Below are 24,793 nucleotides of genomic sequence, written 5' to 3'. Positions count from 1 at the left end.
TAACGAAATCGTTTTTTTGCTCGGTTTTGTCCCAGTTTGCTGCCTCAATTGGCAGCCTAGTTTTGTTCCCTGATTTTGCTACCTAACTTTGCCACCCAGTTTGTCACCTGTTGTATGAATACGCCTTCCCATTTCTTGATGACCGCGGCCCTCGACAAAGCGCTGCCCAGAGTGCCTATCGTCAAAAGTGCATTTCTGCTGGGTTCGGTGGCTCCTGACCTGCCGCTCTGGCTCCTATCGATTGCGGGCATCGTCTACTACCGCTTCATACTGGGCTGGAGTGCGGCGGCCACCGCAGACTGGATGTTTGACCACCTCTATTTTCATGATCCAATTTGGATCGCGGCTCACAACTTTTTGCATGCACCCCTGATTCTGCTCACTGGGATTGGGCTGGTTTGGCGCACCCGTCGCAACATTGGCTCGCGCTCGCGTTGGCTGTTCTGGTTTCTGCTGGCCTGCGGTCTCCATGCGACCATCGATATTTTCACCCATGCAGATGACGGCCCCCTGCTGTTTTTCCCACTCGACTGGACGACTCGCTTTTCCAGTCCCGTCAGCTATTGGGATGATCGCTACTACGGCAGAGAGTTTCAACAGTTCGAGATCGGGTTGAATGTGCTGCTGCTGCTGTACCTAACGGCTCCCCGCATCGATCGGTTTCTCCGTAGAAAATGCCGATCGGCGCTAAGATCCTGAAGCTGATGGGTTGATCTTGTTTGATCTCTATACCTAATACCTAATTAATTTGTCTAACTCAATTTGTCTAACCCATGACCCACGACCAAACCCTGCTCGAAATCAACGCCTTGCTGGATCGCTTCACCCACTTTGGGGTCGAGTTGGGGTTAGAGCGTATTGAACGGCTGCTGGCGGCATTGGGTCATCCAGAACGGCAGGTGCCGATTGTGCATGTGGCAGGCAGCAACGGCAAGGGGTCGGTTTGTGCCTATCTATCGGCAGTGCTGGATCAGGCAGGCTATCGGGTGGGGCGATACACCTCTCCTCATCTGGTCAGCTGGTGTGAGCGAATTTGCCTTAACCAGCAGGAAATTCCTGCCACGCAGCTCCATCAAATTCTGCTGCAAGTTCTAGCCGCGATTGATCCCAACCATTCGTCTCCGACCCAGTTTGAGGTGATCACGGCGGCAGCTTGGCTCTACTTTGCTCAGCAGCAGGTAGATATTGCCGTCATCGAAGTGGGATTGGGAGGGCGGCTCGATGCTACTAATGTCTGCGACCGTCCGTTGGTCAGTATTATCACCTCCCTCAGTCGGGAACACTGGCAGCGGCTCGGCCCCACCCTAGCTGACATCAGTCGCGAAAAGGCCGGTATCCTGAAGCCAAATTGTCCAGCCGTGATTGCACCCCAACCCCCCGAAGCTGTGAAGGTTCTGCAACAGCGATTGACCGAACTCCACTGTCCGGCCTTTTGGATTGAACCGTCTCGTGATTTGGGCAATGGCTGGGCAGAATTCGTCGGAACTGGTTCTGAACCTGGCTCAGGTCTGATGTTGGTAGGTTTGCAATACCCTCTGCCGCTATTGGGTGCTCACCAACGCATCAACTCGGCTCTGGCCGTCGCGGCGCTGCAAATCCTACAGCAACAGGGATGGCAAATCGATCATCAGCAAATTGTGCAGGGGATGGCAAAAACCCAGTGGCCCGGACGATTGCAGTGGTTCGAGTGGCGGGGTCATCGTCTGTTGATTGACGGAGCGCACAATCCAGCCGGAGCCGCTATGCTGCGGACTTACCTGGATCAAACTCAGAGTCAGCCGATTCACTTTGTCATGGGCATGATTGGCAATAAAGATCACGCCGATGTGTTTCAAGCGCTGTTGCGTCCAAACGATTGGCTGTACCTGGTGCCCGTTCCCGATCACATTCCGGTTGATTTGTCTCAGTTGCAAACCTTAGCGACAACCATGTGCTCCAATCTGGCTGGCTGCACGGTTTATGACGATGTGATGCTAGCGCTGGAAGACGCGGCAATTCAGACTCAAACGAAAGGAGGAACTCTCGTACTCTGTGGTTCTCTCTATTTGATTGGTCACTTCTTCCAATTGCAGCAGGGTGGATAAGATACTCCAAAGCATGAAAAAAGCGGACTGAAGGATATTAAGTTCCAAGCAGTCCGCTTCCGATTCATTTATAGATCAACTAATCTAGTTCGCATTACGTAGCGTTTGGTAAGTGCGGCTGACCTGATAGGCCAATACACCGCAGAGCGTTGGACACAAAACGATGCTGATTGCTGCAATGGTTAGAGCAGAATCTGGGATTCCAAGCAGGTTGGATAGCATGATTGACCTCGTAAATTTCAGGGTGGTAGCTGATTTAGTTCGATCGTGACAAATCTCGCCTCAATTGGCATCACCCGTTAGGGTTCCTCACTTGGAAGGATTATTAACGTTTGCATGCTTAACATCCTGGTATCGTAAGATTCCGCAATCAAAATTGTTTTAAGTTTGAGAAAACTTGTTTCTGTTCAAGATGGAATCATGTTTGGTCTGCCCAACATGACTTCTCTAACTTGGCAGCGACAGAAATGCAGCACATTCCACATGGGCAGTTTGTGGAAAGAAATCAACCGGCTGGGTTCGCCTCAGTTGATAGGTTTGGCTTAACTGTTTTAGATCGCGGGCCAGGGTTGCTGGATTACAGCTAATGTAAACAATCTGTTTCGGACGCAGGTGCAGCAAAGCTTCGATCACGGCTGGTTCGCATCCTTTTCGAGGTGGATCCAGCAGTACAATATCGGGTATCGCCATCGTTGACTGGAGCGGCAGCTCAGGCAGTAACTCTTCGGCTTTACCAACATAAAAGATGGCGTTGTTAATTTTGTTTACTTCTGCATTTCGCTTGGCCTGTTCAATCGCTTCTGGCTGAATTTCAATTCCAATCGCCCGCCGCACTCGGTTGGCTAACGGCAACATCATCGTACCAACACCACAGTAAGCATCCACTAGGATTTCATAGCCGGTTAGTTCTAGCGTTGTCTGAATCACCTCTACTAGCGCTTCGGCTTGTTCTGTATTGACCTGAAAAAACGTTGTAGGCTGAATCTGGAATTCCAGTTCGGCAAAAATTTCACGCAAATAAGGGCGACCAGCTAAGCAGCGGGTTTCTGAACCGAAGATGGTGTTGGTGCGATGCGGATTGACGTTGAGACAAACGCCCACCAGTTCTGGATAGCGCTGCATCCAGGTTTGAGCCTGGTGTGCCAGATTGGGTAAATCACCGCTGCGGACAACCAGCGTCAATAAGACTTCACCTGTGCGTCGACCAATCCGCAATCCTAAATGGCGCACCTCGCCTTGGTGAGTGGTTTCATCGTAGACGGACCATCCCTGCTGCTGAATGTCCTGTTTAATTTCAGCCAAAAACGGATTCAGTCGCGGATCTTGAATCGGACACTGATTCAGATTGATTAACTGATGGCTGCCCTTTTGGTAATAGCCTGCCTGAACTTGAGCACTAGGGCTGGGCTGGGGCAACTGGGCTTTGAGAACTGGACGGGGTAACTGACTGCTGCGCCGCGATGATACTACTGCTCTAGCTGGTTTAGAGTTCGTCTTCGAGTTTGTCACCTGACTGGCTGCTTTGACAGACTGGGTCGTTTTAATCGGATAGGTTGCCTTGTTGCGATACCCCAACGGATCCGCCACGGCTAAAACGGGTTCCACTACCGGCTGACTGAAGCCGCCAATTCGCTCTAGGTCTTGAATCACCAAATTACGTTTAGCGGCGAGCTGCTGCCCATAGTCCACATGTTGCCACTGACAGCCGCCACACTTGTCTGCCACGATGCAGCTGGGTCGCACCCGATGCGGAGAGGGTTCTAATAGTTCATGCAGTTTACCCTGGGCATATTGGGGTTTGACTCGCACCAGCCGCACCAACACCCGCTCGCCCGGAACTGTGTCTGGCACAAATACGACTCGTCCCTGCCAGCGCCCAACCCCTTCGCCATTGTGGTTCAAATCAACAATCGTGACCTCTAGGAGCTGCCCCTGCTGCCACACTCCATCTGCTTCTAGCGTTTTGTCTTCGGTGAACTGACCCATGTTCCCTGTCCTCGCTTACCTTTACCATAGTAAGAGCGCCGCTGAGAAACGGTGGACTGCTCCAATTTCCGCCTGTTTGAAGTTTTGGTTGAAGTTTTGGTTGAAGCTGACTTTGAAACAACGTCTAGACGCTCTTCTGGTTGAACGCAACCTCTGTGAGTCCCGCCAGCAGGCCCAGCGGCTGATTCGGGCTGGAGAAGTGATGGTGAATCGACAAGTGATTGACAAACCGGGCACCGAAGTGGACCCGACGTTGGAAATTGAAGTGAAGGCGCGGTCGCCCTATGTGTCGCGGGGTGGAGAAAAGCTAGCCAAGGCGCTGCAGGAGTTCTCCATTACCGTCGCTGGACGCATAGGATTAGATGGCGGGATCTCAACTGGAGGGTTTACCGACTGTTTGCTGCAAGCTGGAGCCAAACTGGTTTACGGCATTGATGTGGGCTATGGCCAAGTTGCCTGGAAGCTGCGGCAAGACCCGCGCGTGATTTTACGAGAACGCACCAATATCCGCTATTTGACCGCAGAGGATCTGTATGGCCCCGACCATCCCCATCCTGATTTAGGCGTGGTAGATGTATCGTTCATTTCCTTGACCAAAATCTTGCCCACCCTCTGGAGTCTGCTGCAACCGCCACGGGAAGTGGTGCTGCTGGTCAAACCCCAGTTTGAAGTGGGCCGGGAAAGGATAGGCAAAAAAGGCGTTGTGCGCGATGCCAAAGACCAAACCGATGCAATTTTGCAGGTGTGTGCAGCAGCTCAGTCACTGGGCTGGCAGTTCGGTGGGTTAACCTGGTCACCCTTACCCGGTCCGGCAGGTAATATTGAGTATTTGCTGTGGCTGTTGATGCAAACTCCGCATGCTTTTCCCGACGCGACCACGGTGCAGCACCTCACCCAAACCGCCCAACACTCGCTCAAAGGGCAGAACGTTGGTGGGGGTTAGGAGCCAGAAGTCAGGAATCAGCACCTGCTCATAGCACAGCGCTTAGGTTAGTGTCCTAGCGGCCATAGCCGACCCGTGCATCTAAGCCAAAATCACGGAAATAGCGGCTCCAGCGGCTAGCAGCTCCCCGGCTGTTGAATGGCCCGACTCGGACATGCGACCCTTTGGAGGTGCTTGTCTGAACCATGTTGTCAATCCCCATTCCGCTGGTCAGGCGAGAGATTTGGCTAACAATGCCGTCTAAATCCTTACCGCCACCTGGAATGATCACGTAATAGGAACGGCTGCTGCCGGATCCCCTTTCTTCAAGCACTGGTGGGGGCGAGGCAGGTGAGCCAAACTCGACTTCCCCAGAAGGCGGAGGCATTTCTCCAGGCGCTACGGGGGTAGTGGGAAACACTTCTGGCGGCGGTAAGGTGCCAGTTCCTGGATTAGTATCATAGCCAGCAGGAGCCTGACTCACAAGCGAGGTGTTGGTTCCGGTAACGGCTACTAATTGGGCATTAATCCCAGAAGCCGCTAAAGTCGAGACCTGCTGTTGCGCCGTGGTCACGTCGTTGAATAAACCAGCTTGAATAAAGCGCTGCCCGTTGTATTCCTGCACCGAGGCTGCTGGCTGAATTTGCTGTATCTGGACCAGTAAATCCTGACTATCGCCGTTAACCACCACGAGATACTGCTGGGCCTGACTTACGCTGCCTGCATCTTGGCCAAAAGACGGTGGCGGCGGCGGCAGTCCATCTACAACCTGTTGGGCAACCAGAACGTGGCTGGAGTCGTTCAACAACGGCCCAGCCCAGGCTGTAGAATCTGCAACCAGCCCAAGTAAGCCACTGCCAATTAAGCTGCCCCAAACCCAAGGCATTGCCCTAGCTGCCTGCCTGAACCGTGGTTGAGTATATCGAGTATATGTAGAGTCGAATTGAGGAGAAACGTGAGTCATAGCGCACCAGCTCCGCTAGATATGGAGTTCAATAGAGAAAAATTCACCTAAATGGCGCTAATCGTAACATAGAAATCAAAAGGCGAATCAATTTTGTCGCTAACTTTCGTAGGAGGAGGAGTCAAAAGCCAGAAGCCAGGAGTCAAAAGCCAGAAGCCAGAAGCCAAAAGGAATTCTCTCCCATCTTCCCTCGTTCGGCGAGGCTCACGAGCCGCACCTCCCCCACCTCTCCCCGCAAGTGCTAGCCTGGAAGAAGTATTTTGTAAAGACTTTATTTCTTTAAAAACTCTTCAAGTCGGATCCATGAACAAGGTCGTAGTCGGACTTTCTGGCGGGGTGGATAGCTCGGTGGCAGCCGCGACGCTGCATCGCCAGGGCTATCAGGTGGTTGGTCTTACCCTTTGGCTGATGAAGGGGAAGGGACAGTGCTGCTCTGAGGGGATGCTGGATGCGGCCCGCCTGTGCGAGGAGCTAGAGATTCCGCACCATATTGTTGATACCCGTGAGCTGTTTGAAAAAAATATTATCGATTATCTGGTCAGCGGCTACGGGGCTGGAATTACGCCATTGCCGTGTTCTCAGTGCAATAAGGCGGTGAAGTTTGGGCCGATGTTGCAGTATGCCCGCGAGGAGTTGGAGATCGACAGGATTGCCACAGGCCACTATGCCCGCATCAGCCAGGATGCGACGAGTGGACGATATCAATTGCGGCGAGCGGTTGACCCCAGCAAAGATCAGTCCTATTTTCTCTACGACCTGAGCCAAGAAATTCTGGGACATACCGTTTTTCCGCTAGGTGACCAAACTAAAGCCCAGACGCGGCAGATGGCGGCTGAATTTGGCCTGCACACGGCTGAAAAACCGGAGAGTCAGGATTTGTGCTTAATTGAAGCGCATGGCTCGATGCGGACCTTTTTGGACAAGTATCTGGCACCGCAAAAAGGCGACATTGTTGATCAGTCGGGCCGGGTGTTGGGCCAGCATGACGGCATTCATCACTACACCATTGGCCAACGCAAGGGCATCGGGATTGCAGCAGACCGTCCACTCTATGTGATTGGCATCGACGCAGGCAAAAATCTGGTGGTGGTGGGCGATCGAGACGCGGCTCAAACGCCAGAATTTACGGTGCAGCGGGTCAATTGGGTGTCGATTGCCCCTCCGACTACGCCAATTCAAGCCGAGGTGCAAATCCGCTACCGCTCTCGACCCGAAGCCGCTACCATCATTCCGCTAGCAGACAATCGGGTTAAGGTCGTGTTTGATCAGCCCCAGTTCAGCGTGACGCCTGGTCAGGCGGCAGTCTGGTATCAGGGTGACCTGTTGCTCGGCGGCGGTGTGATTGAGAACGACCACGCTTGATGATTTGCTGCTGGATTGAATCCAGAAATTCTGTATAGCTGAGAACTCACAGGCTGCGAGGGTGCATGGCTTCTGATAGGATTGTGCTGTTTGCATGAATCTGAAGAAACTCTGATTTTTCTGGCCGGAGGACAGTAGCTTATGAGCCATCACCCAGACAGCATCGCCCCGCATGGTGGGATGCTAATTAATCGCATTTGTTCACCGGAACAGAAGGCCCACTTTCTTGACCAAGCCAACCACCTGCCCCGTGTCACCCTCGATGAGCGCGCCCTGTCTGACCTCCAGCTCATCGCTATTGGCGGCTTTAGTCCCCTGACCGGCTTTATGGCCAAAGCGGACTACGACAGCGTAGTCAACACGATGCACTTGGCAAACGGCTTGCCTTGGTCGATTCCAATTACTCTGCCGGTGGCCTCTGACTTGGCTGCTTCCTTCAGTCTCGGCAGCAATATTCGTCTGGATGATCCCAGCGGGCAGTTTGTAGGCGTGCTGCATCTGAGCGAGAAATATCCCTACGACAAGCTGCATGAAGCGCTGCATGTCTACCGCACCAATGAGGAAAAACATCCTGGCGTCAATGTGCTCTACAACCAGGGGGAGATCAATCTAGCTGGCGAAGTTTGGTTACTGGAGCGCCATCCCCATCCCTACTTCCCCACCTACCAGATTGACCCGGTCGAGTCACGCGCCTTGTTCCGCGATAAGGGCTGGAAAACGATTGTCGGCTTTCAGACGCGCAACCCAATCCACCGAGCACACGAGTACATTATCAAGTGTGCGCTAGAAACGGTTGATGGCTTGTTTTTGCATCCCCTGGTGGGAGCGACAAAATCAGACGACATTCCCGCCGATGTGCGGATGCGCTGCTACGAGATTTTGTTGGAACGCTACTTTCCCCACGAGCGGGTGATTCTGGCCATTAACCCAGCGGCGATGCGCTATGCCGGCCCGCGAGAAGCGATCTTCCATGCGTTAGTGCGCAAAAACTACGGCTGTACCCACTTTATTGTTGGTCGGGACCATGCAGGGGTAGGCGACTACTATGGTACCTACGATGCTCAGTACATTTTCGATGAATTTGAGCCGGGCGAGTTAGGCATTCAGCCCATGAAGTTTGAACATGCCTTTTACTGCAAACGTACCGGCCAGATGGCAACCACAAAAACGAGTCCGAGTGAACCGGAAGAGCGGGTGCACCTGTCGGGAACCAAAGTGCGGGAGATGCTGCGACGCGGAGAATTACCACCGCCAGAGTTTTCCCGCCCTGAGGTGGCCGCAGAACTGGCAAGAGCGATGCAAATCACCGTTGGTGTGTAGCGTCCTTTGATTAAATGAATTTAGAGGGAGCCTAGACAGATCGAGCCTAGGGAACCAACCTAGAGGTGAGTCGGATGCCCCGATCGCTTCGGGTTTGATCTGTCTCAAATTGCCGCCGAGAAACCCGGTTTAGTGTTCAAATAGAAGTCATGGCAGTCAAGCGACGGACGTTTCTACAGCAGACAGGGGTAGCATTGGCAGCACTGGGCCTCAGTGAGGCCGGACTAGTGTGGGCCGACCGCTGTCAGCAGGTCCTGGCTCAACCGGCTCGTCGTAAGGTGGCCCTCTTGGTGGGGATCAATCAATACCCGGAATCCGTATGTGACTACACACCAGTGCGGGGTGCGGCTCTGAATGGCTGTGTCACGGATGTGGAACTCCAGCAGGAGTTGCTGATCCACCGCTTTGGCTTTCAGCCGAGTGACATCCTCACCCTCACCGATCAGGCGGCTACCCGGCAAGGAATTGAGGAGTCGTTGCTGCTGCTCTCCCAACAGGTAACGGCTGGCGACGTGGTGCTGTTTCACTTTAGCGGTTTGGGTAGCCAAGTTCAGCTCGAAGGCGGAGCAGACTTTCAGCAGAGCTTGGTGCCGGTTGATGGCTTGCTGCCTACGGCAGATCATCCGGTAATTCAGGATTTGATGCTGGATACCTTGGGGTTATTGCTGCGCACCGTTCCCACAGACCAATTGATTACAGTTTTAGATACGGCCTACACCCGCTTGGGCCGCACGCTGCAAGGCAATCTGCGGATTCGCTCTCGACCGGACGCACCCACGGGCATGCTGACTGCAGCTGAGCAAGAGCTACAGGAACGCTTGAGTCGCCAAACGCACTTTTCTTTGGCCCAAATCAACCAGCAGTGGCGCTCAGGGTTATTACCGGGCATTGTGTTGCAGGCTGCCGCTGCCAATCGCATCGCAACCGAAGCCCAGTGGAACGGATTCAGCGCTGGTTTGTTTACCTATGCCTTGACCCAGCAGCTCTGGTGGGCCTCGCCGGCAACGACTCTCTGGATCAGTTTCAGTCAGGCGATGGGTACTGTGAAGCAAACGGCAGGAATCGAGCAGCAGCCTGCAATTGGTGGACAAGCAGCCCAAAAGCAGAAACTGCCGGTTGTCTCCAGTTTCAACTCTGCTGGAGCGGATGGCGTGATTCGGGCGTTGGACGACGATGGTAGAGCACAGCTCTGGTTGGCGGGTTTGCCGGCAGGGGTGCTGGAAAATGTGGGTGCATCGTTGTTTTCGCTAGCCGGTACTGATAACACTCCACTGCTACAGATTCGCAGCCACGAGGGGCTGATCGCCAAAGCCCGAACCTGGGACGGCAAGACTCCCCTCCAGGTAGGCCAGCTCGTGCAGGAAGCAGTACGCATCTTACCGCGCAACATTGGTTTGACGGTGGCAATCGACACAGGTCTAGAGCGGATTGAGCGGGTTGACGCCACCAGTGCCTTTGCATCGATCCCGCGTGTGTCCTCAGTGCTAGCTGGTGAACAGCCCGCCGATTTTCTGTTTGGCAAAATCCAATCTAGGCCTTTATTAGCGGCTGCTCTGTCGTCTCAAGCCCTACTGGCCAATGATGACACCCCTAACCTAGACGAGGAGACCAATCCATCGAGCCAAAGCAGTTACGGTTTGTTTTACCCAGGTCGAGGGGCCATTTTCAATACGTTGAATCAGGGTGCTGAGGCGGTCAAAACCGCGGTCAATCGCATCACCCCCCAGCTCAAAACCCTGTTGGCAATCAAACTATTGCGGCTGACCCAAAATCAAGGCTCATCGCGCCTGGGAGTCCGAGCTTCGCTAGAAATTCTAGCCCCACAGGAACGTCTAATCCTGCAACAGGAAACGGTGCGTGCCCAGCGAACCATGCCCACCACCAAAGTCGCAACCCTACTGATGGCCGAAGGGACACCCACGCTAGCCGTCGGCAGTCAGATTCAATATCGCCTTTACAACTACAGCGAGCATCCGGTTTACTTTCTGCTGTTGGGCCTCGATACCAAAGGCAATGCTTTGATTTTCTATCCCAATCTTGCTCCAACCTCGACAACCGTCATTAACCCGATTGCGCCGGGTGAGACGGTGACGGTGCCCCAAGCCCATGCAGCCAACTGGTTAGTTCAACCTCCGGCTGGTATAGCGGAAACTCATCTGGTCTGTAGCCGAGCGCCCTTCACGCAAACCTATCAGGTTCTAGCCGAGATGCCAGGAAAGATTCCGGCTCAAGAAGTGGCTGTCCTGCTTAACCCACTAGACGTGGTGCAGGCGATCCTGCACGATTTGCATCAGGCCAGTAGTGAGTTGCTGCCAATTAGCGAGGTGCCCAGCGATATGTATGCGCTTGATGTCAATGCCTGGGCAACGTTGAGCTTTGTCTATCAAGTGTCAGGAATTACGCAGGAATTAGGTGAGGCAAAGGGCGGCATTGCATAAATCGAAGGATCAGCTTTACCCAATTCGACTACTGCTACTATCGGCGGACCAGTCCCATCAACCAGGTAGTTAGAGGCATCGCTGCGCTAGTTGCAGCACCCCAAGACCCAATCAAACTTCATCTAAGCTTCATCTAATCTCAGTATTGCGTTTACAGCTTGTTGTATAATTTAAGACCGTCAAGAACTTCAGTCATCCAGCATCAAATTGAGTAGCCTGCTCAGATTGCCCTAGTTGCAGCCTCCACAGCCACATCAGCTCTTCTCAATTTAGAATGCTTGAACGCTCGGTACACCCCGCTGAACCAACATCACTAGCTCCTAGCTTCGTCCTACCGGCAAGTTGAGCATTCCTGCCGAAGGTTGCCCAGTGAGTGGGGTTCAATCTGTGTTCAAGGCAATCTTTTTGGTCTATGTGCCTCTTCTTCACCTAAATTCTTCACCTAAATAATCAATATGTGTGACTTCTAATCAGTTGATTATTTCTTGCGTTCAGATTCTGCTGCTTTAGTTTGAGAGTGATGTTGCTCTCAGCCGCATCTTGCTGACTTCTCATGAGAAGTAACGCAGCAAAGTTTTTGATGTTGTTGCCGGTGTGATACACAACAGCATCTCAGTTTTGCTTGCATAACTTGCTTCAAGCTCAATTCAACGTTCAAATGATTCAACCCCACCATCATGGAAGAGACACCAATTCAATAGACCTCCTGCACGAATCAGGAGGGATGTGCCAGTTCATAGTTGAGCAGACCCGCAATTAGGTTTAAGCGCAAGCCAAACCGCCTCCTGCGGTTGCGATAGCGTCCTGAAAAGATGCGGAAGATCTTGAAGCGACGAATCACATGCTCAACTCGTACCCGCAGTCTGGCTAATGCCCGATTATGTTGTTTCTCTGCTTTGGGCAAAGATTGCTTGCGGAGTTTCTTCGTAGGAGTACAAGCCCCCGGATGCAGCTTGGCAAAGCCTTGATAGCCTCTGGTCAGCTAAACATAACTGGGAGGATACAAACGGCAAGCGGCTGCGCTTGAGGAGCTTGAAGTCATGCGTTCTCCCTTTGCTCACAGCCGTTGCAATCACCTGACCAGTCTCAAACTCCACCAACAGTTGGGCTTTCAGCGTATGGCATTTCTGCTTGCCACTGTAGTAGCCCTGCTGTTTTTTTGGGGGCGTTCACTTTCCATCTCCCCCACGTCTACCACCATCACTTTCCACTCCCACCCCGGTTGATAAAGCTGACGCTGACTGGGAAGTCGGAACTGGCCACATTGAATCAGCAGGTCTTCGACTTTTCTAACAATGCGTCCAACGGTGGTTTCGTGGACTCCCCAACTGACCCCAATGTGAATTGACTGCGATACTCTCTCCAGTACTCCAACGCCACAAGTAACTGGTCTTCGACCCTGAGTTTGGCTTGTCCACCGCGTTGCCCTTGCCGATCCAGATGGGGGCGCAACACCTCCACCATCTCGCCAAACGTCTCACGGCTTACTCCACACAAGCGTTTGAACTCAGCATTCGAGAGATGCTCCAATTCGGGATATCGCATTGCTACCTCTGGATGTCGTTCTCATCCAGAATCTAGCTTGTTTTACCTGCTCCGACTGCAAACTGTCACACCTCCTGGCTATTCATGCAGGAGGTCTAATGGACGACGCATTGCTATCGCTACCGAACTCAAGCGCGGACCGTTAATCTATGTGCTGTGTCAGTTCGATTTTCTGGTGTTGTATCCGGTCATCCGCGCACCGTTGCCAACTAAGCTGCAAAGCAGCCGCTACGCGAACGCAAAGCCTTCAAACTCAGCCGTGCTAAGTCTGACCCGATTGATGCTCAGATTTTGGTTGAGTTGTTGCTCAAACATGATGAGAAGCTCAAAGCGTGGCAGCCAGAGAGCAGCCAGATTCGAGCACTGCGGCAATGGACGGAAGTGCGGAGAATGCTTGTGGGTGAGAGAGTTCGCTTAACCAACGGATCACAGCCGCTCTCAAAAACGACTATCCTCAAGTATTGGATTGGTTCGAGGATAAAGATACGCAAGTCTTCTGCCTATTTGTGGAACACTATCCTACACTCAAAGCAGCGCAAGCTGCCACACCAGAGCAATTAACCGAGTTTTTCACTAGCCATAAAGTTGTCAGACGCCGTGCCATCGCACGGCCAATTGAGCAGATCGCTCACGGCAGTCCTTTGACTGAAGATGCTGCCATCGTCGTCCCCTCGCAATGGTTGGTACAAGCTTTGACCCACCAGTTAAAAGGGCTGCTCAAAACGCTAAATGAGATCAATGACAAAATTGCTGCCTTGTTTGCAGACCATCCCGATGCCGAGTTCTTTGCCAACTTGCCAGGTGCAGGGCCACATCTTGCTCCGCGTTTACTGGTGGCATTTGGAGAAGACCGAACTCGATACCCCCAAGCACAAGATTTATTGCGTTACAGCGGAATTGCACCTGTGACCGAAAGCAGTGGCAACAAGTGCTGGGTACATTGGCGTTGGAGTTGCCCGACTTTTTGCGACAAACATTCGTTGAGTGGGCAGACCAGTCCCGCCAACAGTCGTTGTGGGCAGATGCCTTCTACAAATTACAGCGCAAAAAAGGCAAGACTCATCCGATGGCAATGCGGGCACTCGCGTTCAAGTGGATTCGGATTTTGTTTCGCTGTTGGCAAGATGATGAACCGTATGATGAGGTGAAGTATCTTCTCGTGCTAAAGAAGAAGAAGTCCTCGTTGGTACAGAATCTAGCGCTGTAATTGCAATGTCTGTTAAGCGAGGATATCAATAATAGGGAGGATCTAAAAACCAAAAATAGGAACAGACTGAGAATCAAAGAATGAGTGCTTATAACCAGAATAAAAATCAATTCTGAGTCAGTAAAACGATTGCTTGTGGAATTGATTAGTTTACGGTGTCAAAACTAAACTATCAGCATAAGTAGAAAATTCTATTTCTACTTATGCTTGACCCCGTCCTCCTCAGGGCTTATTGTTATGCCGCCGCTTTTATGTCAATCAAACGCTTGTACCGGTCTCTTTGAACTGTTCTCGCAGAATCAAACTTGACCACAGCGTAAATCCCAAAATTGCTAATCCTGCTAACCCATCTGTCACAATGAAGAAGTGCATTTTTAGCGAAAATTCAGACATTGCTCCATACAAATAATGCCCCAAGCTATCTAGCCCACAAAATGAATAGAACAATAGACAGACGTATGACAACCAAAATCGCTGATTTTTATATAGCCAATAACCTGCAATTCCAATCACTGTCCAAATAATCCACGACACATAAACTGAAGATGGAGTAATCCAGTCTGGTTCAGGATACTGCTCAATGTAAAGATAGTTGTCTGTGAAATGGATCGCTGTAGAAACAACACAAGCAATAAGAAGGAGCTTCAGCAAAAGTTGGCGTTTGATTTCAGAGTTCATTGGTGATTGACCTCTCCCAATATGATTTGTTACTTCGGCAGTTTTCAAACGAAATAATCCAAACTGCACCCCACAAATATACGCTGCTACAAGTAAATCGAAACTCATACAGCCCAGAGCGTACCATTCTGGAGTAAAGCTTGCACCCTGCTCAAAAAGATGTAGCCATACGTCCCAAACCGGATGTAGCAGCCAACCAATCATGAGCCACCAGTTTGAGTACTGTAATCCCAACACAGCTAATAAGCTGTATATTTCAATGCCTGTCACTTCTACTACTATCCAGGCTGCGTTTACATTTCCAATCACAGCAAATCCTAGATAGATGAGCGCAGCAATTACAAGTCCGGTTGCAAGTATTTGTGATTCTTTTTCAGACATCGCTTTGCAAATGGTCAGAAAAACGACTGCACCAAACAGACCAAGCAGTAATGAAGAGATAACCATTTGCTCTGCCCTAAAAAAGAACGACTTGACCGTAGCTTATTGCTGATTATCCCACCAATGATTTCACAATACTTTACTGTTCGGGCTTTAACAGATCGCTTCCAAATAATTGCCCCAACCAACACTTCAGGAGAATCTATGCAAGCCGTGAGAGGTAAGAAGAAACCTCCGATACCCTTGAGGATAGGACGTTTCACTTCCACTCAACGATAAACCTCGGAGGCTGATATGAAGATTCTCGCAATTGACCTGGGAAAATTCAAGAGCGTGGCTTGCTTGTTCGATACCGAAACCAACCAAGCCGAGTATGAGACGATCGCGATGCAGCAAGTTGCGCTTGAAGACTTGCTGCAACGGAAACAGCCGCAGAAGGTGGTGATTGAAACCTGTACCAACAGCAACTGGGTTCATGATATTTGCCAGGAACACGGCTACGAAGTTTTGGTAGCTAACCCGAATCAAGAAGCATGGCAATGGCGCAACGTGAAGCGCAAAACGGACAAAGATGATGCGCTCAAACTCGCTAAACTTGCTGCGCTTGAGCAAATTAGCCCAGTGTATGTTCCAGCCGCCCAAACCCGCCAGTACCGCCGCTTGGTGAAATACCGCAAAACTCTGGTTTGGCGAATGAACCAAATCAGGAACAGCATTCGGGCACTCTTGATGGCACAAGGGTTAACCCTGCCTGCTCGTGCCAGAGCCTGGACGCTGGAAGGGTTGGCAGAGTTGAGCAAACACCGCAAACCGTTAGCCGAGTGCCAGATTGACGAGTTATGGAAAGGCGAGCTGGATGTGGAATTGACGCTGCTCGATACGTTGGAAGAGCAACACGACCAAGTTGAGAAGCAACTCAATCAACTTGCCAAACAAGAAGAACGGGTTCAACTGTTGATGACAATTCCAGGAGTGGGACGACGAACCGCAGAAGTGATTGTGACCGCGTTGGATAAACCGGAGCGCTTTGCCAATGCTCGGCAAGTTTCTGCCTACGCAGGCTTAGTGCCTGACCAGCGACAATCGGGGCAAACGAATCGATTAGGAGCGATTACGCGCAGAGGGTCCAGGTTACTACGAGGAGCATTAGTCGAGGTAGCATGGATGCTGATTCGCTTCAACTCTTGGGCACGACAGACCTTCGAACGTATCTGTGGAGGGCAGAAAACTCGCAGGAAGACGGCGATTGTGGCGCTAGCTCGAAAGCTTTTGGTGAGATGTTGGGCAATGCTGAGAGACAAACAACCTTGGAACCCAGAGCTGATAAACAATCTAAGCATTAGCAACGCATGATGAGTGTTTGGTGATTGAGCGTTGGTGGAAAGAAACTGACTGGGTAAGAAGTTGATGATTGATGGGTTAGGTGAGATTTTTGAGTGCGTGAGCTTGCAGTTATGCTTAACTTACAAGAAGTTGACTAAGCGAATAAGCCACGCACTTTGCAAAGACTCTTGAGACAATGCAGTGATTACAGCTTCAAATGTGAAAATGTAAACAGCATTGACAATTCGGATAGTCGGTTAGAAACAACCTGACACAATTAATTGTGAACTTGAAATACATTGACTGTATTCATCTTGGTAAAAGATGAGAACTTAATGCTGTCAAAAAGTTGATATTTGATTAACGACCGAAAGCTAAAATCCTGTTGACAGGCTCACGGCTTCATAGTCGTATAACGGCAAAACGCAGCGGCGGCAAATAACCTTGAACTAGGCACCAGCGGCTTTCGTCCGTCCGCTGCCGTGATGTGTTAGCTGGATGGCTGTAACAGATGTAACGTAGCTATTGACAATAGTATGCCAAAACTAGCATATTTGAGGTATGAATGCATCGCCAAAGCCAGTTGAATGGGTCGGAAGCTCTCTGGATGATTTGAAGGAGTTTCCAGAGGATGTGCGGCAAACCGTTGGATACGCATTGTACTTAGCTCAATGTGGTGAAAAGCATCCTTCAGCCAAACCACTCAAAGGATTTAAGGGAATCGGGGTATTGGAAATTGTAGAAGATTTTGACGGAGATACTTATCGAGCCGTCTACACCGTAAAACTGGCTGGAGTAGTCTACGTCTTACACGCTTTCCAGAAAAAATCAAAGCAAGGTATTGCTACGCCTAAGCAGGATATTGACCTGATCGAAGCAAGACTGAAACGAGCCAAGGAACACTACTCGCAAAATTACAGCAAACACCAGGGAGAGTAAAATATGACTGAAGAAATTAGAGTGCAAGCTAGTAGTGGCAACGTATTTGCAGATTTGAGTTTGGAAAATGCTGACGAACTGCTGGTTAAAGCAGAACTTGCTCGGCGGATCAGCATCATCATTACGACTCAACAAATGACCCAAATTGAGGCAGCAGAGGCATTAGGAATTGACCAACCTAAAATCTCGGCATTAATCAATGGAAAACTATCAGGTTTTTCAACCGCACGGTTGTTTCGCTTTCTCAATGCGTTGGGGCGCGATGTGGAAATTGTAGTGAAACCTAAATCTCATGCACAAGCTCAAACGCGCGTTGTTGCTTCGTGATTTTGAACACTAACAACTTATTTCCCTGTGCCAGCCCTAGCCCAGAACAAAGCCAGCTCTCAAGAAACACTTTCAGTGGAGGAGTGGGGCACAACTTCAAAACCGAGAGACTGAGCTGTTTTCTTCAGGTGTTTAACCAGGCGTTCCCGGTATTGCTGCTCATAATAGTTTTCTCCAGGGTCAGCATAGGTTCCGCCCTCAGACCATAGCTTGTAGAACAGACGAGCAATCTTGTGAGCCGTTGCTGTGATTGCCTTAGGTGCGCCTAAACGAGACCGCAGGCGTCGATAAAATGCCCCTAAGGCTGAGCGACTATGGCTAACAGCTTGAGCCGCTAAACGAAAAGCATTCGCTGCTCGATTCACCACTACTCGTGTCTGAGAACTCAGCGACTTTCCCCCAGTAATGCGCGTCCCAGGACATAATCCCAACCAGGAACAAAAGTGTTTGACACTGGCAAAGCGATTGGACTCTAAGCCCACCTCAGAGAGAATCGTCTGGACGCTCAACGCATCAAGCCCAGGAATCTGAGTAAAATCGATGCCGCTGATTCGATATAGCTGCCCACGCAAATCAAAGGCAGGAGCATTTTGAGTGGTCTTACGCCGCTTGTTCTTTGCCTCTGGTGGTGCTTGCTCAGTTTTTGCATCAAACTTCAACAGGCACTGCTCGATCTGCTCATCACAAGCAGCAATCTGCTGTTGATGCAGATCGTAAAGCGTTAACTCCTGTTGCAAAACAAACACCAATTCTGCTCGATAATTACCGCTGAGCGCTTTGGCAATTTCGTCATGGCTACTGCGGATACGCGAGTGCTTGAGGGCAGCTAAGGTTTGAGGGTCATGCTCTCCTGCAACAATTGCTCGAATGATGGACATCCCCGTTAAGCCAGTAATGTCGCTAATCACCTTGTGCAGATGCAGATTCATCTGAATCAAGGCATGTTGCATCCGTTGAATATGCACAGCCGCACTTTGAATCAGTCGTTCTCGTTGACGTACATAGCTTCGCAGCACACATACTTGCTCCTCAGGACGGAATGAGCCAGCTAACAGACCATAGGTGTGCAATTTCTGGAGCCATTGACAATCAAGCACATCGCTCTTACGTCCAGGCACCGTTTTGAGATGGTGTGCATTCACCAGTTTGACCTCCAACCCGCTGGACTCCAGAATCTGAAAGACTGGAATCCAGTAGACTCCTGTTGATTCCATTGCGACTGTTGTCACCCCACACCCCTGCAACCATGCTGCCATCGCTTGTAAGTCTGGGGTAAAGCAACCAAAGGCACGGACATTGACTTCGGCTCTTCCAGCAGGGACACAAACCCAATGCTCAGCAGAACCCACATCAATTCCCGCTGCATGCAGATTGAGTTGCTCAAGATGAGCCAGCTGGGCAGGCAAGGCTGGAGATTGAGCTAACTTACGCTTTGCGATGGACGAGGTATTTTTCATAACGCTCCTCATTACGATTAACCTCCCAAGTTGGGGCGGGCTGAACAGCTAATCTCTCAAACGGGATAGGCTTTGCCACCTTCACCAATCTCATTGCCAGTACGCCCCACAACCACGCTCCTAATCAGACCCTTGATGATACTATTGACCGCTCGGTTTCCTAACTCAGGATTGTCTCTACAATAAATCGAGTACAGACTTGTTTCTTCCATTCGTGCACAGGGCAAACCTGCCCTAGTGAGGCGCTCCTAAGAAATTAGATTTTCAGTAAGCATAAATACTCATCCACGAATCTAATTTCTTTCACCCTGAAGGTGCGCCAGCACGTGGAATGCTATCGGCAGAATGCAGCGGTTGCAGATAACCTCGAATTGGGCACGGGAGGCGTTCGTCAATCCGCTGCCATGACGTGTTAGCTGACTCACACCACCGATCGCCCTTCTCAATCTTCCCCACTCAGCGATTACGCCTCACCACTGCCCTCGTCAGTCATCTCTTGAGTGCCTTAAGACATCTCCAACCTCAAACAATGACTTGCTATATTGCAGCAACAGCTTCAATTTCCAACTTCCATTTTGACTCCAAAAGTTGACAACAGATCACCGTTAAGGCAGGTTCATTATTACCTAGATATTTCATCCTTAACTGGACGTTTGGCTCATCATACTCAGGACTTGATAGATAAGTTCGTAAAGAAACTATGTTTTCGTAACCCATCCCAGCGGATTTTAAGATTGTCCCTATGTAATTCCAGATTATCTCACCTTGTTCTTGAAATGAATCTGGCATGGTAATTCCATCGCTTAGATATCCATTCAAACCACTGATAAATAAGATGCGCGAATCACCGCTTACTTCAACGGCATGGCTATAGTTTCGGTACTGCGGAAATAGCCCTGTTGGATTGTGTTTGGTTATTGGCATATAGGGTATCTCAGGTAATAGCGAGCAATATAACAGCAAAACGTGACAGTGGCAGAGAACTTTGCAAACTCGCAAATAGCTGTTGTTCCATTGCCATGAACTACCAGCCACCAATCGCCACCAATCACTCTATCTCAAACCACTCACCGATCGCCAATGGACTCTTCCGATGCAATCGATCGTCCTCATCTACGAGTGTAAGACCTGTGTGCGAAGCCAGCTAACGGCAAAACGCAGCGGCGGCAAATAACCTTGAACTAGGCACCAGCGGCTTTCGTCCGTCCGCTGCCGTGATGTGTTAGCTGGCGATCGCTTAAGTAGCAGAAGTGAATGAACAATACGCGATCAGAGATCGCACTTACACTCGACCGAGTCCACTCAAGCTGGCAGCATGACCGAATGTCACCATCGGCACAGCCTGGTGGTCGGCACCACAGGGATCGTTCGGTTTTTCCCCGACCATCCAAAATGCCGGGGCTACTGAGGGAACCGTAGCATTATGATGTAAGTATCCGCAATCGAAATAAACTAGGGAACAACGAGTGTCAGCGTGCCGCTCTAATGCTATTCGTCCACCGACAGAACTCGGCGACTTTAGGGATCCTGGTGTAAATTTCGCTAGCGGCGTTGATTGAATCCAGTCGCGGGGAGTTGTATAGCCTGACTGGTAGCAGCGTAATATTCGCTGCTCGTTTTGGCTCATCCATCCTGGAGCGAATTTATCGAGTGCAGTCCGCGTGTAATCCGGCGCACGATTAGGCGCATCGTGATCCCACACCTCCATCCAAGTGTTAAGGAATGGGGCGACATCTGCATCAAATAGCGATTTTAGCGACGTGTTATTAAAGCGCCCATCAATCAATTTTTGTCCGTATCTTGTGGTAAGCATGCGCACAATTGGAGACATTCCGGCGCTGAAGCCACTTAGAACTATTCGTTGAGCTGGCGGTAATGGATCATGCACGGCGTTGCGATAGAAGCGATAGCGTGGTTGAGGTGCCAGATCTTCCTCATCACTTTTGTTGCCACCAGAAGTCATCGCTGTGCGATGGAGAAAATGTGTTACCTCCGCAACGAGACGAGCAAGTCCAGACACCTCCTGAAACGGCCCCCAATCATTGGAAGGTTGGACTGGAAATAAAACGATGGCTTGGCGCTGAGCAGCTAGCATTTGATATATCAGCCATTTTTCTCGGAAAAGGTAACGATGCCCTAGCCCCGGATATGGTTGTGCAAGAGCGGGCGGTCCATCTTTGCGGATTGGTCCCCCTTTAAGCGCAGAATAGGGATACGGAGCCAGCCATGGGAACTGATCAGGTGGATATCCCGCTTCAGGTCTGGTATTTGGCGAAAAGAAAATGACGAAATCAAGTTTGCGTGGAGAAGCACTGCGAAAGCGCGGAACCCATGCAGCGACCAGCAAACGCGGCTGTTTTTCACCGAGTCCCCACTCTAGCCAGACTAGGTTGCCTGTTTTGCTAGGGTCTATTTTCACTGGTTCTTTATCGTGGTTAAATCGATCCCAGCCTTCTCCAGGCTTATTTGGTAAGAGCGGGTGGCTGATGCACACAATCGATTCCTGATTATTAGACATTCCAAGGTAGCGCCCAGTTTTGTTTCCGCCGTGGTCTGTCCAAGTGAAGACGGCTTGGGGGTTGAATGGACCGTGACGTTCCAATTCTGAATCCGAAATGGAAAAGGTTGGGGAGGCACGTAGCCTTGACAAGTGGACGGTAATTACACCAGACATCGCGACGCTACACACAGGGTTGTCCCAAAGAAAGGGGGCACCTTTGGCGGGTGGAGTAACTTCCACCTCTTCGGAAAGGTAATCGGGGTGGGTGACGACTACATGAAATGGATTAGAAGGTAGAGTACCACCTGGGAACTTGCCTTGCCCGTTGGATTTTCCCTGCCTTTGGATGTCTGGCACTTTGACCAAAACCTCTGCTCCGGTAATAGGGGCAGATGCGGCATCCCTTACGTAGATTGTCAAATCCATTTTTCTATCCGCTTTTATAATTAAACTTCCTCAGTTCAAGCGATCGTCGCCAGATTACTGGTCACAGCAATATCAGTTCCAGAGGTTGGCGTGTATTCAAACCATTCGGCGATCAACTGACCCTTCTCACCACCTTGCATAATAGGAAACGGCTTCTGCGAACCATCATGCGGGTTTTCAATTCGCTCAACAGTAATGTGTGTAGCATCAGGCACTGCTAGTATGATTTGAGTTTCCTGTGCAGTGACAGTCTTGCCATCCTTCACAATCTTTGTGTCCCATGTGTCGATGATTGCCGTGTAGCCGACAATGAAGCCAGCACTCGATTTAACTGCGATAGTTACAGGTTTTCCAGCACTCGACGTGAGTTTCTCGCTCGATTCGCTGGCAGCGTAAGCACCACTGTCGGGTAGAGGTCCACCACCAGGATTGGCTGGGGGAATGCCCGGATAATTGGTCTGGTTATAAAGCTGAACTTCTGTAGCTATAGACAGATAGGGGTGGTCAGAGGGCAAGGGAACTTGGTTGGAGGGCAAGCCGATTTTTCCAGCTTCGACAAATTTCACCCAAGCTTGTTCCCATCCTTGCCTCACAGTTAATACAACCCTAGCGCTTCCAGCTCTCAGAAAAGCCTGTCGCGTCGAATCGGGATGCCGTATCTGTCTAATAAAGTCCCAACTGGGCTGCACATCCCAGAAATAGGAGTAAAGGAAATACAGCACATTTTCCCATTCAATGGCTTGGTTAATAAACTTCACCATTTCTTGGTATAGGAACATAGGTTGCCAACCCGTAGCAGTTACCTTCAGCCCGTCACCTTTAGTTGCGTCAATTACTGTTCCATGAAAGATGTCTATATTACTGTTAGGATCTGCAAATTGATCAACTACATCTTTGGGCATGAAATCGAAATTAGGTCCGAGCAACCATCGCAATACGCATTTCATGATTTCTTCGTTCTCTTCTCTACGAAGAGTTAGCGTATCAACATTGAAAATCTTTTCCTCTAATGCCGTAATCTTTCCCTGAATTTCTTGCTGCTCGGTGTAGTATTTTGTTTGCGCGGCATTGTACAAAGCGTTCCAAACATCATTTTTCCAGCGTTGTTTAGCTTCCTCAGTAGGCTCGATGTCAACAGTAAGTCCTATGAATGCCTTTTCAGCCTCGAAAATGTTAAAAGTGACATTTTGGGATCCCATTGCGCCTTCAAGAAAGCCAGGTATTTTTGCGTCGTCAACATGTATTGCAACAATATCAGTACCGGGTTGCACGACAACCACTGGAGGGTTAGGACTACCCTGGTTAAAGCTCACTATAGGTGCTGTTCCCTCTACTATTAGTGCAGGTACTTCGTGATCAGTATCAAATCTCTTTAAGTCAGCAAATATGTGGACCTTTGATATCTGATAACCTGCTTCAACTCCAAATCCCAAAGAGACTAGATTCCAACCTTCACCAACAGGCGGAGTCTGGCTTACCCTTATGGGACTTCTAGAAGGTGGAGGGAGTGGTACTTGCGCATCATATCTATTGGCTAAGTCGAGATAGTTATCAAGAGTAATTTCAGCGTGGGTGACAGGAAAATCAAAAGGTTTCATCTGCTTTTGCAACTCGTCAATGGCAGCATAGATCTTGCGCATTGCCGCTCCAGGTTGAGGAATTGCGATGTCATACGTGAGCCTTAAACCATATCGATAAAGTCCCACGTGCCACTTACGCATGATGCTGAAATAGTCAATCCGAATCGGGTTGGTTCGACTAGGATTCTCAATCATGCGCGTACTTGTTTCTGATGTACCAGTAACTGTCGTTGTAGAAATTGTCACCTTATGCTCTTGCTTAACGCGAGTAGAAGCTTTTCGAGTAGTTGCAATCGCGTGCTTACGGCTTTCACTAGTGGATGTTGAATTTTGATCCTGAGTAATGAAACCCGTTGAGACTGTAGCTGAAACGTTTGCAGAAATGGGAGTAACGATGCCGTAATTACCTGTCACCGTGCCATTGACATTAAATTGGTTGTTGTGTGTGGCTTGTGCAGTAGACGATTGTGCTAATTCTGTGTTTTCTGTAACTCCCGTCTCACTGTAGTTTTCCAGGGAATCGGTCACAATTGACGTGAACTCCTTATTGGTGACTGACCATTCCTTATGAACGACGGCTGTTTTTTCTAAGGGAGCTAAGGGAATAGTTGCAATCAGTTCACCTCGTTCGACACCTACTGGTTTCATTTCGATCCGTTCAAGATGAAGATAACCAATTGGAGTAACCTTAATATTATTCTCAAAGGTTTTAGTAGCTACGGTAGCCGCATTTAGAAGATTTAATGCTGCGGCTATCTCGCTAACTGGACTCGACCTGACGAGAACACCCTGTGTGGTTTCAGTTTGCTGCTGATTTAGCTGATCTAACGCCTGCTGGCGAACGGCTACAATAGCTTCTCCAAAGGCTTGAAGTGTTGGGACTGGTACGTTAGCGAATGCGCTCGGCACTGGTAACTGAGAAGAAATTGGTGAACCTTCAAACGCTTGTAGATTCTCCCATAGTTGATTAGTGCTACCATCAATGCTCAAAGCTCTGACTTGAGGATCTTCCCCTTCGCTGGCTAGCAGTCTTGGTGCATTTTCGGCACTGCACATTAAACTACGAGCAGCAGAAACTTCTCCTAGCTGCAATCTAAGTTGATTCACCAACGCCAGTTTAGGAACAGCCCCTCCAACATTGGTAGCCGGAGGAGAATCAAGTTGCAAGGAGACCAAGGTGGCCTTGGAAACTCGTCTACTCGAATTGTTGAGAGTTTGACTATCAGAATCAGCATTTGCTTTTCCTACCTTACGAGAAAAAGAAGGCAAGTACCATATAACAATGAAACTTAAAATTGCAAGTAAAATACCGAGCAATATCAGACCAAGGGTAGTAATACTATCGCTAGCCATA

23 protein-coding genes are annotated in these 24,793 nt (G+C 50.0%); 11 read left to right on the top strand and 12 right to left on the bottom strand.

The features are described 5' to 3' along the window. Positions 1-114: 114 nt before the first annotated feature. Entirely contained in the window at positions 115-699 is a 585-nt protein-coding gene (locus HJG54_RS09860) for a zinc dependent phospholipase C family protein (protein ID WP_316434721.1), read from the top strand. A 74-nt stretch (positions 700-773) separates the two neighbouring features. After that, positions 774-2,084 (top strand): bifunctional folylpolyglutamate synthase/dihydrofolate synthase, encoded by a 1,311-nt coding sequence (locus HJG54_RS09855; protein ID WP_316434720.1) that lies wholly within the window; start codon positions 774-776, stop codon positions 2,082-2,084. 84 nt (positions 2,085-2,168) lie between these two features. Here HJG54_RS09855 and HJG54_RS09850 read toward each other — a convergent pair whose 3' ends face one another. Both HJG54_RS09850 and rlmD read right to left on the bottom strand, forming a co-directional pair. Further along, a complete protein-coding gene (locus HJG54_RS09850) occupies positions 2,169-2,306 on the bottom strand; it encodes a hypothetical protein (RefSeq protein ID WP_211620145.1) in 138 nt (45 codons plus the stop codon). Positions 2,307-2,531: 225 nt separating this feature from the next. Further along, the gene (rlmD, locus tag HJG54_RS09845; RefSeq protein ID WP_316434719.1) at positions 2,532-4,070 is read right to left on the bottom strand and encodes a 23S rRNA (uracil(1939)-C(5))-methyltransferase RlmD; all 1,539 of its coding nucleotides are present in this window, start codon (positions 4,068-4,070) and stop codon (positions 2,532-2,534) included. Between the two features lie 112 nt (positions 4,071-4,182). Between rlmD and HJG54_RS09840 the strand changes: the two genes are divergently transcribed. Continuing rightward, positions 4,183-5,013: a TlyA family RNA methyltransferase gene (locus HJG54_RS09840; RefSeq protein WP_316434718.1), complete on the top strand. Its 831-nt coding sequence runs from the start codon at positions 4,183-4,185 to the stop codon at positions 5,011-5,013. Between the two features lie 55 nt (positions 5,014-5,068). Here HJG54_RS09840 and HJG54_RS09835 read toward each other — a convergent pair whose 3' ends face one another. Then, complete coding sequence (locus tag HJG54_RS09835; RefSeq protein WP_316434717.1) at positions 5,069-5,878, bottom strand: hypothetical protein; 810 nt, start codon at positions 5,876-5,878, stop codon at positions 5,069-5,071. A 171-nt stretch (positions 5,879-6,049) separates the two neighbouring features. Here HJG54_RS09835 and mnmA point away from each other — a divergent pair, with 171 nt between their 5' ends. From mnmA to HJG54_RS09820, 3 genes are all read left to right on the top strand, one after another. Beyond that, complete coding sequence (gene mnmA, locus HJG54_RS09830; protein WP_316434716.1) at positions 6,050-7,318, top strand: tRNA 2-thiouridine(34) synthase MnmA; 1,269 nt, start codon at positions 6,050-6,052, stop codon at positions 7,316-7,318. A 141-nt stretch (positions 7,319-7,459) separates the two neighbouring features. Continuing rightward, positions 7,460-8,638, top strand: a complete 1,179-nt coding sequence (sat, locus tag HJG54_RS09825; RefSeq protein WP_316434714.1) for a sulfate adenylyltransferase — start codon at positions 7,460-7,462, stop codon at positions 8,636-8,638. A gap of 149 nt (positions 8,639-8,787) precedes the next feature. Continuing rightward, positions 8,788-11,076 (top strand): caspase family protein, encoded by a 2,289-nt coding sequence (locus HJG54_RS09820; RefSeq protein ID WP_316434713.1) that lies wholly within the window; start codon positions 8,788-8,790, stop codon positions 11,074-11,076. A 715-nt stretch (positions 11,077-11,791) separates the two neighbouring features. On the opposite strand, the gene HJG54_RS09815 is transcribed toward HJG54_RS09820, so the two are convergent. The 4 genes from HJG54_RS09815 to HJG54_RS09805 are packed head-to-tail and all read right to left on the bottom strand — an operon-like array spanning position 11,792 to position 12,621. Further along, on the bottom strand, positions 11,792-12,028 hold the full coding sequence (locus tag HJG54_RS09815) for a transposase family protein (RefSeq protein ID WP_316435625.1): 237 nt from the start codon (positions 12,026-12,028) through the stop codon (positions 11,792-11,794). After that, positions 11,955-12,176, bottom strand: coding sequence for a hypothetical protein (locus tag HJG54_RS35445; RefSeq protein ID WP_420717357.1), 222 nt, complete (start codon positions 12,174-12,176; stop codon positions 11,955-11,957). The genes HJG54_RS09815 and HJG54_RS35445 overlap by 74 nt, the downstream gene beginning before the upstream one ends. An 11-nt stretch (positions 12,177-12,187) precedes the next feature. Beyond that, entirely contained in the window at positions 12,188-12,415 is a 228-nt protein-coding gene (locus tag HJG54_RS35440; protein WP_420717386.1) for a hypothetical protein, read from the bottom strand. Further along, positions 12,346-12,621 carry a hypothetical protein gene (locus tag HJG54_RS09805; protein ID WP_316434711.1) on the bottom strand — a complete coding sequence of 92 codons (276 nt, stop codon included), beginning with the start codon at positions 12,619-12,621 and terminating at the stop codon, positions 12,346-12,348. The genes HJG54_RS35440 and HJG54_RS09805 overlap by 70 nt, the downstream gene beginning before the upstream one ends. Before the next feature lie 291 nt (positions 12,622-12,912). Here HJG54_RS09805 and HJG54_RS35435 point away from each other — a divergent pair, with 291 nt between their 5' ends. Together HJG54_RS35435 and HJG54_RS09800 are read left to right on the top strand one after the other, a co-directional pair. After that, positions 12,913-13,182, top strand: a complete 270-nt coding sequence (locus HJG54_RS35435) for a hypothetical protein (RefSeq protein ID WP_420717356.1) — start codon at positions 12,913-12,915, stop codon at positions 13,180-13,182. Beyond that, positions 13,083-13,769: a transposase gene (locus HJG54_RS09800; protein WP_316434709.1), complete on the top strand. Its 687-nt coding sequence runs from the start codon at positions 13,083-13,085 to the stop codon at positions 13,767-13,769. The genes HJG54_RS35435 and HJG54_RS09800 overlap by 100 nt, the downstream gene beginning before the upstream one ends. Positions 13,770-14,086: 317 nt before the next feature. On the opposite strand, the gene HJG54_RS09795 is transcribed toward HJG54_RS09800, so the two are convergent. Then, the gene (locus tag HJG54_RS09795; RefSeq protein ID WP_316434707.1) at positions 14,087-14,953 is read right to left on the bottom strand and encodes a DUF6010 family protein; all 867 of its coding nucleotides are present in this window, start codon (positions 14,951-14,953) and stop codon (positions 14,087-14,089) included. A 228-nt stretch (positions 14,954-15,181) separates the two neighbouring features. On the opposite strand from HJG54_RS09795, the gene HJG54_RS09790 reads away from it, so the two are divergent. The 3 genes from HJG54_RS09790 to HJG54_RS09780 all read left to right on the top strand — a co-directional run bounded on the left by HJG54_RS09790 (position 15,182) and on the right by HJG54_RS09780 (position 17,476). After that, entirely contained in the window at positions 15,182-16,240 is a 1,059-nt protein-coding gene (locus HJG54_RS09790) for an IS110 family transposase (RefSeq protein WP_316431578.1), read from the top strand. A 531-nt stretch (positions 16,241-16,771) separates the two neighbouring features. After that, entirely contained in the window at positions 16,772-17,149 is a 378-nt protein-coding gene (locus HJG54_RS09785; protein WP_316434706.1) for a type II toxin-antitoxin system RelE/ParE family toxin, read from the top strand. 3 nt (positions 17,150-17,152) lie between these two features. Next, positions 17,153-17,476, top strand: a complete 324-nt coding sequence (locus HJG54_RS09780; protein ID WP_316434705.1) for a helix-turn-helix domain-containing protein — start codon at positions 17,153-17,155, stop codon at positions 17,474-17,476. 59 nt (positions 17,477-17,535) lie between these two features. On the opposite strand, the gene HJG54_RS09775 is transcribed toward HJG54_RS09780, so the two are convergent. The 4 genes from HJG54_RS09775 to HJG54_RS09760 form a co-directional block, all read right to left on the bottom strand. Then, on the bottom strand, positions 17,536-18,933 hold the full coding sequence (locus HJG54_RS09775; RefSeq protein WP_316431088.1) for an IS110 family transposase: 1,398 nt from the start codon (positions 18,931-18,933) through the stop codon (positions 17,536-17,538). A 537-nt stretch (positions 18,934-19,470) separates the two neighbouring features. Beyond that, positions 19,471-19,857: a RidA family protein gene (locus HJG54_RS09770; RefSeq protein WP_316434704.1), complete on the bottom strand. Its 387-nt coding sequence runs from the start codon at positions 19,855-19,857 to the stop codon at positions 19,471-19,473. Positions 19,858-20,215: 358 nt separating this feature from the next. Continuing rightward, positions 20,216-21,859, bottom strand: coding sequence for a carboxypeptidase-like regulatory domain-containing protein (locus HJG54_RS09765; protein WP_316434702.1), 1,644 nt, complete (start codon positions 21,857-21,859; stop codon positions 20,216-20,218). Positions 21,860-21,894: 35 nt separating this feature from the next. Beyond that, positions 21,895-24,792 carry a hypothetical protein gene (locus tag HJG54_RS09760; RefSeq protein ID WP_316434701.1) on the bottom strand — a complete coding sequence of 966 codons (2,898 nt, stop codon included), beginning with the start codon at positions 24,790-24,792 and terminating at the stop codon, positions 21,895-21,897. Position 24,793 lies beyond the last annotated feature (1 nt).

The sequence above is a fragment of the Leptolyngbya sp. NK1-12 genome (genome assembly GCF_032598965.1).
Classification (GTDB): domain Bacteria; phylum Cyanobacteriota; class Cyanobacteriia; order Elainellales; family Elainellaceae; genus Elainella.
The sequence above is the reverse complement of the archived record's forward strand: the minus strand, read 5'-3'. Positions and strand labels throughout refer to the sequence as shown.